This is a genomic window from Sphingomonas sp. MMS24-J45 (assembly GCF_044881195.1).
Lineage (GTDB): Bacteria > Pseudomonadota > Alphaproteobacteria > Sphingomonadales > Sphingomonadaceae > Sphingomonas.
Window position 1 is genome coordinate 2,570,245 of the sequence record NZ_CP173255.1, and the last position, 14,519, is coordinate 2,584,763.

A 14,519-nucleotide genomic window follows, 5' to 3' on the forward strand; every position below is an offset into this window, starting at 1 on the left:
TTGATGCGTAAATGGCGTGTTATGAGTCCGTTATGGATCGAGTAGCGCGCGGGCGCCCCCCGCAACATAGGGGTCCGGATCGTCGATCCCGCGTTCCAGCACCGCGCGGCGCCGCGCCGTCCCTGCCTTGCACGAGGCCAGCGCGCGGAGTGCGGTCAGCCGCATCCTCGGTGCGGGATGCCGCCCCGCCAGTTCCTCCGCCAGACCGCGCCCGACCTCCCCGCCATAATGCACCGCCAGCGCCACCAGCGCCTCGGACGGTGCGGTTGTCAGCCCCTCGGCGATCGTGCCCGCCGCCACGTCGAAGCGGAACTGGTCGCACCACGGCTGCGCCCGGTCGAAGGTCAGGATGTTGAGCGATACCGACAGGCTGTCGGGCGGCAATTGTACATGCACGTCGCGCCGCGCGCGGTAGAGCAAGACCTTGCCCTCCTCCAGCCGTGACCGCTCGATGAAGCGCAGGCCAGCGTGTTCGCCGGGTACGCCCACGATCGCGTCCACGTCATACTCGTAATAATCGCTCCAATAGCCCGGCCCCTGATAGCCGACCGTCAGGAACGAGAAATTATGGTCGTGCGGCATGTCGTAGAAGAACGGCGCAGTGCCGCTCGCCCGCACCACCGCATCGGCCCGCGCGGGCCAGAAGTTTGCGCGCAGCACGTAGCGGCCATTGGGCGGCCGCAGCATGAAGACTTGCGCGCCATATGCATTGCCCGCCGACTGGCCCGAACAACGATCCTCCAGTTCCGCGATGACGAGATCGGCGAGGAAGCTGCGATTGCGCCCCAGCCGCGCGAGCAGTGGCCCAAGTTCCGCGAGCGAGCCCTCGTCACGCGGATCGAACGCGCTGGCGTCGAGCGCCTCGGCCAGATCGTCCAGCCCGATCGCGTCACCGTGTCCCGGATCGATCACCCGCGGCATCAGGCGGCCAACCGCTGTTCGATCATCGCGAGCGTCGCCCCCGCCGCCCCGCGCACCTCTTCGTTGGGATCGCCCTCCGCCATCTCGCGCAACCGGGGCAGGGCGGCCCGCGCATCGCTCGCCAGCCATTCGCGCATCGCCGCCCAGCGCAGGAAGAACGCCGGGTCGCGCGTCGCGGCGGCAAAGCACGCGCCGCTGCCCCGCCGCCCGGCCAGCCGTAGATAGGCCAGCAGCATCTGCGTCCGCGCCGCGCGGTCGTCGTTGGTCGCGACCCGCACGAGCGCGCCGGTGTCGATCGCATATTCGCGCGCGTACGGAATCGTCTCCGCGCGGAGCGTCGCGCTCAGCGTCACGACATCGCTGGTCGCATCGGCCAGAATGTGTCCGTGCGTCCGCCCGTCGATCCGCCCGATTTCGCCGTCGGTCAGGTGCCGATCGGGCAGCGCTACACAAGGCTTGGCGGTCGCCGCGGAAAAATCCGCGCGCATCTCCTCGGCCTGCCACAGCCGCATTCGCGCGCCACCCGATCGGACATAGCGCGTCACCGTCACCCGTCCCGGCACCACCACCGTTCGCGGCGGCGGCACGGCGGCGAGCGCGTCGGCGGACAGCACCGTCGCCGCGATCGAGACCTCGGCATTTTCGAACAGCACCGTCCCGATCCGCAACCCATCCCGCGCGACGCGAAACGGCGGTTCGAACCACGGATCATCGGCCAATGCGGCGATCAGCGGCGCGATCAATTCGCCGACCCAGCCGTCATCGCTCATCAGGGTCGAAATCGCACGCTCGATTGCAACTTCGGCGAACAAAAGCTCCAATCCGCGATACGGCGCGCTCGCCCGGAACGCGACGGCAGCAGCAAAAGACCTCCCCGCCGCTGCCTCCAGCGCAGCCCGGTCGGGCGGTCCCGTCATACGAAGGGATGCACCTCATAAATCAGGATCGCGACGCCGATGATGTAATCGAACACATCGTCGCCAACCATTTCAAGCGACCGGATCGCGCCGCTCGTCCCCACTTGTGTCGTCAGATCGACGATGTGATTGATATCGATGCTGAAAATATCCATCGGCTGCCCCCAGGATGCGGGTGATTCCGCGCGTTCGAGGCTAATCCGGGTACCCCGCCGCTGCTTAGTTAAATCGCTGTAACATTGGCTGCGCACCGCCACTCTTGCACCGATGCTGCATTGCGGTACGAGAGGCGACATGTTTCCCGATCAGCCTCCCGCCTTCGATCCGCACCGTTTCCTGCGCCACGGCGTTGGCGGGCATGGCGGCTTGCTGGGCCTGACCCATCACGCGCACGGTCCCGATTGGGTCGAGCTGCATTTGCCCTATCGTGCTGAATTGATTGGCGATCCTGACAGCGGCGTGCTCGCCTCCGGCCCGATCTTGACGATGATGGACATGGCGACAAGCCTCGCGGTGTGGACTCGGCTCGGCCGCTTTCGCCCGCACGCGACGCTTGATCTGCGGATCGATTATCTGCGCCCCGCAACGCCGGGCAAGGCGGTGTTCGGGCGCGGCGAATGCTATCGCATCACGCGGTCGATCTCGTTCGTGCGGGGGCAAGCGCATGACGGCGACCCGGCCGATCCGCTCGCGCATGTCGCGGGCACCTTCATGTTCACCGACGCGCCCGCTGGAGCGGGCGCATGACCTTACCGCCCTACGCCCAACTGCTTGGAATCGAGCCGGTCCCTGGCGACGATCCCACGCTGCTGACGATGCCGAGTGCCGACACCGTGCTCGGACGGCCGGGCTATCTGCACGGCGGCGCGATCGGCGGATTGCTCGAAATGGCGGCGATCGTCGCTTTACGTCATGCGCTCGCGGCCGATGGTGGCGGGCAGATCAAGCCGATCAACGTCACCGTCGATTTCATGCGCGGCGGGCGCGAAAAGCCGACCTTTGCACGCGGTAGCGTCACCCGGCTCGGTGGACGTGTCGCCAATGTCGAGGCGATCGCGTGGCAGGACGATCCCGCCAAGCCGATCGCGGCGGCGCGGATGAACTATCTGATCGTGCGGGGGTGAACCGACCGTTTATCGGCGGACTTTGTGCGCCTCCAACCCGGCGCGGAAATCGTCGGGCAGGGTGGTGATGCCACCACTCGCACTCATCACGATCACCACGTCGCAGGTGGCGACGCATTCGCCTTTCTGGAATGCTGCTGACAAAATATGCCAGCTACGATTGCCGATGTCGCCGATTCCGGTCGCAATCTCGATATCGGCGGGGAAGAAGCTTTCGCTCAGATAATTGATCTCGACCTTGGCGACGAGCCAGCGATGCCCGGCCCACCCAGCCAGGTTCATCGACCGGTTGAAGCGCACCCGCCCGCTTTCGAACAAGGCCGCCATCGCGACATTGTTGATATGACCGAGCACGTCGAGATCCTGAAAGCGCGTCTGGATCGACTCGCTGTGCGGATAGGATGCGGGGTCGGTCCGCCAGGGTTCGGGTTTGGCCATGCGTCCGACTACAGGCCGGTCGGGAAGACGTCCAGCTTGCCGAGTGGCACGCCGTTCGACCGCAGGATCGCGTAAACCATGTTGGCGTGGAAGGCGATGTTGGTCGCCGCGAACACGGTGATCCAGTGCCCGGCGGGAAGCGTCGGCGTCATGGTCGGCCCCACCTGTGCGGTGACCGGTACGTCATCGCGACCGGCGAACTGCTCGGGCGTCAGCGCTGCGAGCCACGTTTTGGCGCCTACGATCGCGGCCTGATAGCCTGCGACGTCGAGGTCGGCTGTCACCGGATCGGGGATCGCCACGTCGATCCCGCGGGCGATCCACGATTGCGAGAAGTTGATCACCACCATCGCTTGAAACGACAGCGGGTGCATGTCCTCGGCAAGCCGCCAGCCGAGCATGTCTGCCTCAGCGATGCCCTTCTCGGTGGCGAAGGCGCTGCCCTTGGCGAGCAGGTGCGCGGTGGTGTCGAGATGGCGGCGGAACAGGTCAACAAAGGTAAAGAGGGTGGTGGTCATGGGGAAGCTTTCGATCGAGGGGCGCGACCCGGGAGTAGATCCCGGGTCGTCGACGGGTTGATGCCCGTCGGCCGCGCTAGGGCGAGTCGGCGCTCAGCGTGCGCGCCACCGCCGACGCGTCACCGAGGCGCCATGCGGATCGCGCCGTCCAAGCGCACGTCCTCGCCGTTGAAGTACGAGTTCTCAAGCATCGTCAGCGCCAGATGCGCATATTCCGCCGGATTACCGAGCCGCTTGGGGAAGGGGACCGAGGCGGCGAGGTTGTCCTTCACTTGCTGCGGCGCGCCCTGCATCAGCGGGGTTTCGAAGATGCCGGGCAGGATCGTATTGATGCGGATGCCTTCGCCCATCAAATCGCGCGCGATCGGCAAGGTCATGCCGACCACGCCGCCCTTCGACGCCGAATAGGCCGCTTGGCCGATCTGGCCGTCCTCGGCGGCGACCGATGCCGTCATCACGATCGCGCCGCGTTCGCCGTCGGTGCCGGGCTCGAGTGTCAACATGCCAGCGGCTGACTTGGCGACGCAACGGAACGTGCCGACCAGATTGATCTGGATGAGCCAGTCGAACGCCGCGAGGCTGAAATGCTTGATGCTCCCGTCCTCCTTGGAGCGACTCGCGGTCTTCATGGCATTGCCGGTGCCGGCGCAGCAGACGAGCACGGCCTCCTGGCCATTGGCAGCGCGCGCCTTCGCGAAGCCGGCGTCGACCAATTCTTCGGAGGTGACGTTCACTTCGCAGAAGATGCCGCCGATTTCGGCCGCGAGCGCTTCGCCCTTTTCGACCTGAAGATCGAAGATCGCGACCTTGGCGCCCTTCGCGGCGAGCGCGCGCGCCGTCGCGGCACCCAGGCCGGAGGCTCCGCCGGTGACGACGGCTGCGGTGGTGGAATCGATGTTCATGGACTTTCCCCTCTAAAATCGTCACCCCGGCCTTGTGCCGGGGTCCACCCGGCCGCTTGGACGACGGTGCTTATAACTGCGATGCCCGAGCCCGTTGCCCGGTGGACCCCGGCACAAGGCCGGGGTGACGGTAGTGTTTAAAGCCGCTCGATGATCGTGACGTTGGCGATGCCGCCGCCTTCGCACATCGTCTGCAGGCCATAGCGCCCGCCCGATGCTTTCAGCGCATGGACCAAGGTCGCCATCAGCTTCGTGCCCGAAGCCCCCAGCGGATGGCCGAGCGCGATCGCGCCACCGTTGACGTTGAGCTTCGCGTGATCGCCACCGGTGTGCTTGAGCCAAGCGAGCGGCACCGGCGCGAACGCTTCGTTGACTTCGTACAGGTCGATCTCGTCGATCTTCATGCCTGCACGCTGGAGGGCGCGGTCGGTCGCGAACAGGGGTTCTTCGAGCATGATGACCGGGTCGCCGCCGGTTACGGTCAGATTGACGATCCGCGCCAGTGGGGTGAGGTTGTGCGCCTTTAGCGCCGCCTCGCTGACAATCATCACCGCGCTCGCGCCATCGCAAATCTGGCTGGCGTTGGCGGCGGAGATGCTGCCGCCCTCTTGCAATAGTTTGACCGAGCTGATGCTTTCGAGCGTCGCATCGAAGCGGATGCCTTCGTCAGTAGCGTGCGAGATCGTGCCTTCGGGCGTCTCTACATCGATCGCGACAATTTCATCAGCGAAGGCACCACGCTCGGTCGCGGCGATCGCGCGGCGGTGGCTTTCGAGCGCGAAGGTGTCGAGCTGCTCGCGGTTGAACCCGTGCTTCTTGACGATCATTTCGGCGCCCATGAACTGGCTGAACATGATGCCGGGGTATTTTTCTTCGAGCCGCGGCGATTTGTAATTGCCCAGGCCCTCTTTCATGAACAGCGTCGCGGTCGATCCCATCGGGACGCGCGTCATGCTCTCCACGCCCGCTGCGATGACGATGTCCTGCGTGCCCGACATGACGGCTTGAGCGGCGAACTGCATCGCCTGTTGCGAGGATCCGCACTGGCGATCGATCGAGACGGCGGGGACGCTGTCGGGCAGATTCTTGGCAGCGAGCACGGCGTTGCGGCCGATCTGTCCGGCCTGCTGACCGCCCTGCATGACGCAGCCCATAATAACGTCGTCAACCGCTGCGCCGTCGATACCGGTGCGTGCGACGATCGCGTCGAGCACATGGGCTGCCATGTCGACCGGGTGGGTCCCGGCCAGCTTGCCGCCACGTTTGCCACCGGCGGTACGGACTGCGTCCACGATATAGGCTTCGGCCATGCTCGACTCTCCAGATCGGTTGTTGTTTGCAACCTCTTGCCGCGAACCGAGGCGTTGGGCAAGGTGGATTGGCGTACCCGAGGATCGAAAGGCGAGATTGCATGAACGTCAGCGAAGCGATTGCGGCACGCCGATCGGTCCGGGGCTATCGCGCCGATCCGGTCGATCCAGCGGTGTTGCGCGGCATCGTGACCAAGGCGGCGCGCGCAGCAACCGGGGGCAACTTACAGCCCTGGCATATCGACGTGGTGACCGGGGAGCCGCTGGCCACATTGAAGGCGGCGATTGCCGCGAAACTGTGGCGCGGAGAGAGCGAGACGCCCGCTTACGATATATATCCCAAGGAGCTGGTGGCGCCGTATCGCGACCGGCGCTTCGGCGTGGGGGAAGCGATGTACGCCGAGATTGGCATCCCACGCGAAGACAAGGATGCGCGGCGGATGTGGTTTGCGCGCAATTTCCAGTTCTTCGGCGCGCCCGCCGCCTTGTTCTGCACGGTCGATCGGCGGATGGGCCCGCCGCAATGGGCTGACCTCGGCATGTATTTGCAGAACGTGATGCTGCTCGCGGTCGAGGCGGGGCTCGCCACCTGCGCGCAGGAATGTTGGGCGATGTACCCGGAGACGGTCGGCGCGGCGATCGAGATTCCGCCCGAGCGGATGCTGTTCTGCGGGATGGCGATCGGGTTCGAAGACACCGAAGAGCCCGCGAACCGCTTGCGCAGTGCACGGGCTCCTGAGGGGGAGTGGTTGACGTTTAGAGGCTAGGTTCAGCCAGCCGCAGGCGAACGGCGACCGCCGCCGCCTTGCTGGCCACGACCGCCATTGCCGCCCGGACGGCCCTGGCCGGGCCGACCTTGACCGCCGGGGCGACCCTGACCACCCGGACGACCACCACCGGCCGGACGCGCTGCGCCGCCGGCGTTGAACGGACGCCCGCCGCCAGCCGGACGTTCGCCGGTCGGGCGCGCGGCGTGCGTCGCCTTGGGCGGCGCACGGTGACGGCCCGAATCGTCGCGACGCTCGAACGTGTCGGACCCCGCCGGACGTGCTGCCTTGATCCGTGCCGCTTCGGCCATGAAGCCTTCGGGCAGTGGCAGCATGTCGGGCTTCACGCGCGTCAGCTTTTCGATGTCGCGCAGGTAGCTCCGCTCGTCATCAGCGCAGAAGCTGATCGCGATGCCGCTCGCGCCCGCACGCGCGGTGCGGCCGATGCGGTGGACGTACTGCTCGGGCACGTTGGGCAGCTCGAAGTTGAACACGTGGGACACGCCCGACACGTCGATGCCGCGTGCGGCGATGTCGGTCGCGACCAGAACCTTGGCCTTGCCCGACTTGAACTCGGCAAGCGCGCGTTCGCGCTGCGGCTGGCTCTTGTTGCCATGAATCGCGTTCGACACGATGCCGTTTGCCGCCAGCAGCTTCACGACGCGGTCGGCACCATGCTTGGTGCGGGTGAAGACCAGCGCGCGATCGATCGCTTCGTCGCGCAGCAGGATCGTCAGCATCGCCTGCTTTTCGCTCTGGTTGATGAACACGACCTTCTGTTCGACGCGCTCGGCCGTGCTGGAAACCGGCGCGACCTTGACGGTCTGCGGATCGTTCAGGAACTGGTTAGCCAGTTCGCGGATCGCATTCGGCATGGTCGCCGAGAAGAACAGCGTCTGGCGCTGGCGCGGCAACATCTTCACGATCTTGCGAAGCGCGTGGATGAAGCCCAGGTCGAGCATCTGGTCGGCTTCGTCGAGCACGAGGATTTCGAGCATCGCGAGGCTGACGAAACGTTGTTCGATCAGGTCGAGCAAACGGCCGGGCGTGGCGACGAGAATGTCAACGCCGCGCGCCATGTCCTGGCGGTTCTTGTTGATGCTGGTGCCGCCGAACACGGTCGCGACCGACATCTTGGAGAATTTGCCGTATTCGCGCGCGCTCTCGGCGATCTGGCTGGCCAGTTCGCGCGTCGGCGCGAGCACGAGCATCCGGCAATGCGTCGGCAGCACGCGCTTCTCGGCATTGACCAGATGCTGGATCGACGGGAGTACGAAGGCCGCCGTCTTGCCGGTGCCGGTCTGCGCGATGCCGAGCAGATCCTTGCCTTCGAGCAGGATCGGGATGGATTGCTTCTGGATCGGGGTGGGGGTGGTATAGCCCTTTGCTTCGAGCGCGCGGACGAGCGGCTCTGCCAGGCCGAGATGTGCGAAAGTCATAGTGGTTCAGTCCATTGCATAGGCCATGGACGCGCGTCATCGACGCACGGATGGCGGGGGGAGGATGACACCCCGCGTGAAAAGGGAAGTCCGTTAAACAACGACCGAGGCGGAGCTAGGGCTGCCGGTTATGGGCATGCCTAATCACGCTGCATGACGCCTCGATGCGGCGTAGATACGCAGCGCGCGCCGAAAAGTCAAGGTTGCGGCTGCCGCGTCACGGCGCGGACGGATCATGCCCTTCCAGCAACGCTTCCTTGATCGTCGGCCAATTGTCCAGGCCGTAGGTCAGTGGATCGGGCGACTCCAGCATTGCCGTGCTGACATCGATGTCCGAGAGAAACAGCTCGGACGGGGGCAACAAGCGCTGCTCGGCAATGTCGTAGAACACGGACAGCCGTGCGCGCGCGGTCTGGCGGCCATTGTCGCGGATCATCGCGAGGTGCCCGGAGCGCAGGCGCACCAGCATCCCCACCGGGAAGACGCAGATGCTTTTCATGAAGACGAACAACAGATCGGGGTCGAGATGCCCGGCCCAGCTCGCCATCGCCGCGACGGCCGCGACTGGCGCGCACGCGGCCTTGTACGGCCGTTCGGAGGTGAGCGCGTCATAGATGTCGCAGATTGCGCCCATCCGCGCCGCCAGGCTGATCTGATCGCCGGTCAGGCCGAAGGGATAGCCGGTCCCGTCCATTTTCTCATGATGATGCAGGCACACGTCGAGCGCAGTGGCGGGGACGTCGGCTTCCTCGAGCAGGGCATGGCCCATCGCGGGGTGCCGCCGCATTTCGTCCCATTCCTCGGCACTCAACTTGCCGGGTTTGTTGAGCACGGTTTTCGCGATGCGGATCTTGCCGATGTCGTGGAACAGGCCGCCCAGGCCCATCATCCGCACCTCTTCGTCGGGCAGCCCGAGCTCGCGCGCGAAGTTGATCATCAACGTGCCCACCGCGACCGAGTGGAAATAGGTGTAGGAATCGCTCTTCTTCAGCCGCATCATGCCGAGCAGCATCGACCGGTTGCGGTCGAGCGCCTGTCTGATCGACTGCACCACCCCGTCGATTTCGTCGGCATTCGGGATTTCGCCGCGCTGGGTGGCTTCGAAGGCTGCCTTCATCACCGTGCGCGCATCATTGGTCAGGTGGCGTGCGGCGCGGAAATCGGCGGCGCGGCGTTCGATTGCGGCACGGGTCTGTGCGCGGCGTACGCGCGTCGCCATGTCGGCTTTGGGCGGCGTGTTGCTGCGCGCCAGATCGACCACCACGGCCTTTACCGAGCTTTGGCGTAATTCGGTAAGCTGATCGATGCTGGTCAGGCGGAAACGGGGGCGCCAGAACGGCTGCGCCAGCCACGGTCCTTCGATCGCATGAATATACATGCCGAGCTTCACTTCGGCGACGGGAATGCGCTTCAGCATCGCCCCAGGCCCCCGATCTCCGCCGCCTGCGCCTGCGGAGCCTGCGTGCCCGGTTGCTGCCGATCCGTCATCAATATCCCGCTCGAACGCCGGGGCGCCGCCTGCCCCACTCCGTTCATTATAGAGCGGTGCCGCGGCAGGCGGCGTCCGACCGACGCGGCGAAATGCGGGTTGACGCTCCGTTAGCGTTCGTACGCCTTGGGCAGGGCGCCTTCGCCGGGCAGCATGTAGCGATCGCGCAGCGCATCCTGGCGCGTGCGCAGCGGTTGCTTGACGCCGTCGATATAGACTGCCGCAACGCCGGTGCCGAGTTCGAGCGGATCGCCGTCCCAGATCACCACGTCGCCGCGCCGCCCGGCCTTAAGCGAGCCGATCTCGTTCCCCAAGCCAATCACCTCGGCGGGGACCGAGGTGATCGCGGCGAAGGCTGCGTTCCAATCGAGCCCGGTTGCACCGGGCAGCTTGGTCAGCGCGACCAGATTTCCGGCATATTGCTTTTCGAGCCGTGCCTGGCGGGCTTCATCGTCGTTGATCGTGCCGATGCCTACCATCACGCCCGCGGCCTTTATGCGGCCGATGTTCGATTGCGTGGCGCCAAGCTGATCGAAGCTGCCCGGCAGATCGTTCAGTGCCGAGGCGATAACCGGGATGCGCGCGGCAGCCAGTTCGCGCGCGACGAGCCAACCTTCGGATGCCCCGACGAACACCAGTTTCAGCGCGGGGAAGTCGCGCTTCAGATCGATCAGCGCGAGCATGTCGGAGGCGCGTTCGACATGGATCAACAGCGGCATCGTGCCGTTGGCGACCGGCACGAGCGCGGCGGCATCGGCGCGGGTGAGCAGCGCATCCTTGCCCTGATCGGCATAGGTGGCAGGACTGCGGACATAGTCCTTCACTTGCGCGAGCGCGTTGCGGAACATCGCGATCATCGCCGGGCGGCTGGCGCCCGAGCGCGACCCGCCGCCACCATATTCCATGAACTGGAAGGCGCGCGATTTGGTGATGGGTGCGCGGTCCGAACCGAGATCGATCACCGCGCCCAGGCCAGCGAAGATCGAGCCGTCATTGTCGGGCGCGACGATGGCGCGGGTGATTCCCTCGGCGCGGTTGAGCGGGATGGAGGAGGTCGCCGGGTTGACCGCGGGGGCCACGTCGATCGCGGCATGGAACGGGCTGCCGCGCGCGGCGGTGTCGTTGGTTTCCTCGATCCCGTCGGATTCGACGATGCCCATGCGGGTAAAGCCCGCGACGATGCCCGGCGTCACCCATTTGCCGCCGGCATCGACGCTCGGCACGCCCGCCGGCACAGCGACCGACTTGCCCGCCGCGACGACGCGCCCGTTCTGCACCACTACGGTGCCGCCCTCTATCGGAGCTGAGCCGTCGCCGATGACCAGCTTGGCGTTGGTGATCGCGACCGACTGTGCGGTGGCCGGGGTCGCGAGGAACGCGACGCTGAGGAGCAGGAGGCGCTTCACTTCACATCTCCCGATCCGGGTTGGCCAAGTTCGAAATCGGACACCGGTCTCAGCTTCGGATTGGCAGAATCGTAGAGTAGCGCCCCGTCGATCCACACCTTTTCGGGCCGGGTGTAGACGCTGAACGGATTGCCGTTCCACAGCACGACATCGGCCATCTTGCCGGGTTTGAGGCTGCCGGTCTTGTCGGCGATGCCGAGCGCCTTGGCCGGGTTGTAGGTCAGCCAGGTCCAGGCCACCGCGTCCGAAATGTCGATCCCCGCGCGTCGGCCCGAGGCGAGTGCCTTGGCGACTTCCTGGTTCAAGCGCTGGATGCCGTTGGCGTCGTCGGAATGGATCATCGCGCACGCGCCGTTCTTCTGCAGCAGCGCGAGATTCTCGCCGATCGCGTCGTACGACTCCATCTTGAAGCCCCACCAATCGGCCCACACCGCGGCGCAGGTGCCGTTCGCCTGCAGCAGGTCGGCGATCTTGTACGCCTCGACCGCGTGGTGGAACGCGCTGACATGATAGCCGAATTCCTTCGCCATATCCATGACGATGGCCATTTCGTCGGCACGGTAGCAATGGTTCTGGACTAGGATCTCGCCCGACAGGACGCCGCGTAGCGTGTCCATCGCGATGTCGCGACCGGGCGCTTCGCCGCCATCCTTTTCGTATTTGTCCCACTTGCGCTTGTATTCGACCGCGCGCGCCCAGGTCTGGCGATCGACCGCGACATTGCCCATGCGGGTGGAGGGCTGGCGGCCCTTGCTGCCATAGACGCGCTTCGGGTTCTCGCCGCACGCCATCTTCAGGCCATAGGGCGCGCCGGGGAACTTCATGCCCTGTTCGGTGCGGGCATAGACGTTCTTGATGACGACCGAACGGCCACCCATCAGATTGGCCGAGCCGGGCAGGATCTGCAGCGTGGTGACGCCGCCATTGGCGAGTGCGCGGCTGAACCCCGGGTCCTGCGGCCAGACGCTATGTTCGGCCCATACGTCGGCGGTAACCGGGCCGGTCGCCTCATTGCCGTCGGAATTGGCGTTGACGCCGGGCGAGGGATAATCGCCGAGGTGGCTGTGAATATCGATGATGCCGGGGGTCAGCGTCTTGCCGGTGCCGTCGATCACCGTCGCGCCCGCCGGGGCGGCGAGGTCGCGCCCGACACCGACGATCTTGCCATCCGCGAACAGCACCGAACCGTCGTCGATCCGCCCGCCTTCACCGTCGAAGATCGTGACGTGCGTCACCAGCGTCGGGACGCCGGGGTAGGGTTTGTAGGTCGAGGGGAAGGGATCGTGGCTGTATCCCTGGTTAAGACCGGGACCGGGCTTCGCCGAATTGCTAGCGGTCGCGGGCCGCGCGCTGCCGTCGGTGGCGCATCCCGCGAGCAGGATCGACGCGGTGATCGCCGTTTGCAACGCCATGCGGCGTGCGCCCCGAATCCGATCCGTCATCCTTGTCCCCCTTATGACCCAAACTGCGGGTTCCGAATAACATTCCGGGATTGGAGACCACTGTCAATCGCATCGGGGCAGTGGCGGCAGACGTGATCGGCGCAAAGCAGCACGATAAAATTGTTGCGTCTGCGAAAGAATCTCATTGATCGAATGCCCATTGCGTGGATAGACATTGCATCGGGTCTAGGGAGCGGCGTCGCGGACGCCGCTTGGGGGGCCGATTTGATTTTTGGAGATATGACCATGAAGAAAGTTATCGCGATCACGCTGACCGCTGCTGCTGCCCTGACGCTGGCCGCTTGCGGCGGTGGTTCGACCACCACCAACACCGTCGAAACCAACGTCACCAACGAAGTCGTCACCAACGACGTCGGCGGCTTCGATAACGCCGTTGAAACCAACGCCGTCGACGGCAACGTCGCTGTCGAAGGGAACGCGATGTAAGGTCGCGTTTCGCGACACCATCCTATGATGAAAACGCCAGGTTAGCTCCCTAGGCGAAACCTCTGGCCCGGCGGCAACCCCGCCGGGCCTTTTTATGTCGCTGCGGCCGTCTCCGTCAGAGCGACCGGCCGATCAGTTCCTTCATGATCTCATTGGTGCCGCCGAAAATGCGGGTCACGCGGGCGGCGCGCCACGCGCGGGCGATCGGGTATTCGTTCATATAGCCCGCACCGCCGTGCAATTGCAGGCACTTGTCCATCACTTCCCATTGCAGGTCGGTGTGCCACAGCTTGGCTGCAGCGCCTTCCTCGTTGGTCAGCTCGCCCTTCAGATGCCGCGCGATCGCCCAGTCGAGATGCGCCCAGCCGACTTGCAGCTTGGCCTTCAGGTCCGCGAGCACGAAGCGGGTGTTCTGGAAGTCGAACACCATCCCGGCAAAGGCCTTGCGCGTCTTGGTAAATTCGACCGTCTCGTCGAACGCCTTCTGCGCGGAAGCCTGCACCGACACCGCGATCGACAGGCGTTCCTGCGGCAATTGGCTCATCAGGTAGATGAAGCCCTTGCCTTCCTCGCCCAGGCAATTGGTGATCGGCACGCGGACGTCCTCGAAGAACAATTCCGAGGTATCCGCCGCATCCTGCCCGATCTTGTCGAGCTTGCGGCCCTTCTTGAAGCCGTCGCGGTCGCTTTCGACCAAGATGATCGACATGCCCTTCCACGCGGGTTTGGCATCGGGGTCGGTCTTGGCGACGACCAGCGTCAGATCGGTGTTCTGGCCGTTGGTGATATAGGTCTTGGAGCCGTTGATGACGTAGTGATTGCCATCCTTCTTGGCGCTCGTGCGGATTGCCTGCAGATCGGATCCGGTGCCCGGTTCGGTCATCGCGATCGCGGTTATGACTTCGCCCGAAACCATCTTGGGCAGCCATTGCTGCTTCTGCTCTTCCGACCCGTAGGTCTCGATATAGCCCGCGACGATGTCGGACTGGAGCGAGAAGCCGGCGGGGACGCCGTTATAGGCCATCTCCTCATCGACGATCGCGTTGTAGCCAAAGTCGAGGCCGAGCCCGCCGTACGCCTCGGGCGCAGTGGGGCAGAGCATCCCGATCTCGCCCGCCTTCAGCCAGAAGGATTTGGGGACCAGCCGCTCTTCTTCCCATTTGTTGACGTGCGGCACGCCTTCCTTCTGCAGAAAGCTGCGCACGGTCTGGCGGAAGGCTTCGTGATCCTCGGTATAGGCGAAACGGCCGGCAACAGCGTCGAGCGTCGATGACATGCGATAAGTCCTCTCTTGCAACTGTTTTGGAGGGTTTGCGGTGAGTTTCCGGAAGCGTCAAGCGTCTCTGTCGGGCGATCCGTGCTTTCGCGGGGATGACAAGCGAGGCAGGCGGGCTATGCT

The 14,519-nt window shown here is 65.1% G+C and carries 16 protein-coding genes; 4 read left to right on the plus strand and 12 right to left on the minus strand.

Annotated features, from left to right (window positions below; translation table 11 throughout):
• Nucleotides 1–30: 30 nt before the first annotated feature.
• Genes AB5I39_RS12475 through AB5I39_RS12485 form a run of 3 tightly spaced genes read right to left on the minus strand, consistent with a single transcriptional unit; the run spans nt 31 to nt 1,993 of the window.
• Nucleotides 31–921, minus strand: coding sequence for a transposase (locus AB5I39_RS12475; protein ID WP_404367277.1), 891 nt, complete (start codon nt 919–921; stop codon nt 31–33).
• Nucleotides 921–1,838, minus strand: coding sequence for a hypothetical protein (locus tag AB5I39_RS12480; protein WP_404367280.1), 918 nt, complete (start codon nt 1,836–1,838; stop codon nt 921–923). The genes AB5I39_RS12475 and AB5I39_RS12480 overlap by 1 nt, the downstream gene beginning before the upstream one ends.
• Nucleotides 1,835–1,993, minus strand: coding sequence for a hypothetical protein (locus AB5I39_RS12485; protein ID WP_404367283.1), 159 nt, complete (start codon nt 1,991–1,993; stop codon nt 1,835–1,837). The genes AB5I39_RS12480 and AB5I39_RS12485 overlap by 4 nt, the downstream gene beginning before the upstream one ends.
• 139 nt (nt 1,994–2,132) lie before the next feature.
• On the opposite strand from AB5I39_RS12485, the gene AB5I39_RS12490 reads away from it, so the two are divergent.
• Both AB5I39_RS12490 and AB5I39_RS12495 read left to right on the plus strand, forming a co-directional pair.
• Nucleotides 2,133–2,585: a PaaI family thioesterase gene (locus AB5I39_RS12490; RefSeq protein WP_404367286.1), complete on the plus strand. Its 453-nt coding sequence runs from the start codon at nt 2,133–2,135 to the stop codon at nt 2,583–2,585.
• Entirely contained in the window at nt 2,582–2,962 is a 381-nt protein-coding gene (locus AB5I39_RS12495; RefSeq protein WP_404367289.1) for a PaaI family thioesterase, read from the plus strand. Before AB5I39_RS12490 ends, AB5I39_RS12495 begins: the two co-directional genes overlap by 4 nt.
• Before the next feature lie 9 nt (nt 2,963–2,971).
• On the opposite strand, the gene AB5I39_RS12500 is transcribed toward AB5I39_RS12495, so the two are convergent.
• The 4 genes from AB5I39_RS12500 to AB5I39_RS12515 all read right to left on the minus strand — a co-directional run bounded on the left by AB5I39_RS12500 (nt 2,972) and on the right by AB5I39_RS12515 (nt 6,130).
• On the minus strand, nt 2,972–3,400 hold the full coding sequence (locus tag AB5I39_RS12500; protein ID WP_404367292.1) for an acyl-CoA thioesterase: 429 nt from the start codon (nt 3,398–3,400) through the stop codon (nt 2,972–2,974).
• 8 nt (nt 3,401–3,408) lie between these two features.
• Nucleotides 3,409–3,918 carry a DUF1993 domain-containing protein gene (locus tag AB5I39_RS12505; RefSeq protein ID WP_404367294.1) on the minus strand — a complete coding sequence of 170 codons (510 nt, stop codon included), beginning with the start codon at nt 3,916–3,918 and terminating at the stop codon, nt 3,409–3,411.
• Nucleotides 3,919–4,037: 119 nt separating this feature from the next.
• A complete protein-coding gene (locus tag AB5I39_RS12510) occupies nt 4,038–4,820 on the minus strand; it encodes an SDR family NAD(P)-dependent oxidoreductase (RefSeq protein WP_404367297.1) in 783 nt (260 codons plus the stop codon).
• Nucleotides 4,821–4,957: 137 nt separating this feature from the next.
• Nucleotides 4,958–6,130, minus strand: coding sequence for an acetyl-CoA C-acetyltransferase (locus AB5I39_RS12515; RefSeq protein ID WP_404367300.1), 1,173 nt, complete (start codon nt 6,128–6,130; stop codon nt 4,958–4,960).
• A 101-nt stretch (nt 6,131–6,231) separates the two neighbouring features.
• Between AB5I39_RS12515 and AB5I39_RS12520 the strand changes: the two genes are divergently transcribed.
• Nucleotides 6,232–6,897: a nitroreductase gene (locus AB5I39_RS12520; protein WP_404367302.1), complete on the plus strand. Its 666-nt coding sequence runs from the start codon at nt 6,232–6,234 to the stop codon at nt 6,895–6,897.
• A gap of 2 nt (nt 6,898–6,899) precedes the next feature.
• On the opposite strand, the gene AB5I39_RS12525 is transcribed toward AB5I39_RS12520, so the two are convergent.
• The 4 genes from AB5I39_RS12525 to AB5I39_RS12540 all read right to left on the minus strand — a co-directional run bounded on the left by AB5I39_RS12525 (nt 6,900) and on the right by AB5I39_RS12540 (nt 12,643).
• Nucleotides 6,900–8,336, minus strand: coding sequence for a DEAD/DEAH box helicase (locus AB5I39_RS12525; protein ID WP_404367305.1), 1,437 nt, complete (start codon nt 8,334–8,336; stop codon nt 6,900–6,902).
• A gap of 217 nt (nt 8,337–8,553) precedes the next feature.
• A complete protein-coding gene (locus AB5I39_RS12530) occupies nt 8,554–9,753 on the minus strand; it encodes an HD-GYP domain-containing protein (protein ID WP_404367308.1) in 1,200 nt (399 codons plus the stop codon).
• Between the two features lie 182 nt (nt 9,754–9,935).
• The gene (locus AB5I39_RS12535; protein WP_404367311.1) at nt 9,936–11,231 is read right to left on the minus strand and encodes an amidohydrolase family protein; all 1,296 of its coding nucleotides are present in this window, start codon (nt 11,229–11,231) and stop codon (nt 9,936–9,938) included.
• Nucleotides 11,228–12,643, minus strand: a complete 1,416-nt coding sequence (locus AB5I39_RS12540) for an amidohydrolase (RefSeq protein ID WP_404374139.1) — start codon at nt 12,641–12,643, stop codon at nt 11,228–11,230. Before AB5I39_RS12540 ends, AB5I39_RS12535 begins: the two co-directional genes overlap by 4 nt.
• A gap of 276 nt (nt 12,644–12,919) precedes the next feature.
• Here AB5I39_RS12540 and AB5I39_RS12545 point away from each other — a divergent pair, with 276 nt between their 5' ends.
• Complete coding sequence (locus AB5I39_RS12545) at nt 12,920–13,120, plus strand: hypothetical protein (protein ID WP_404367314.1); 201 nt, start codon at nt 12,920–12,922, stop codon at nt 13,118–13,120.
• A gap of 115 nt (nt 13,121–13,235) precedes the next feature.
• On the opposite strand, the gene AB5I39_RS12550 is transcribed toward AB5I39_RS12545, so the two are convergent.
• Complete coding sequence (locus tag AB5I39_RS12550) at nt 13,236–14,396, minus strand: acyl-CoA dehydrogenase family protein (protein WP_404367316.1); 1,161 nt, start codon at nt 14,394–14,396, stop codon at nt 13,236–13,238.
• Nucleotides 14,397–14,519: the final 123 nt, after the last annotated feature.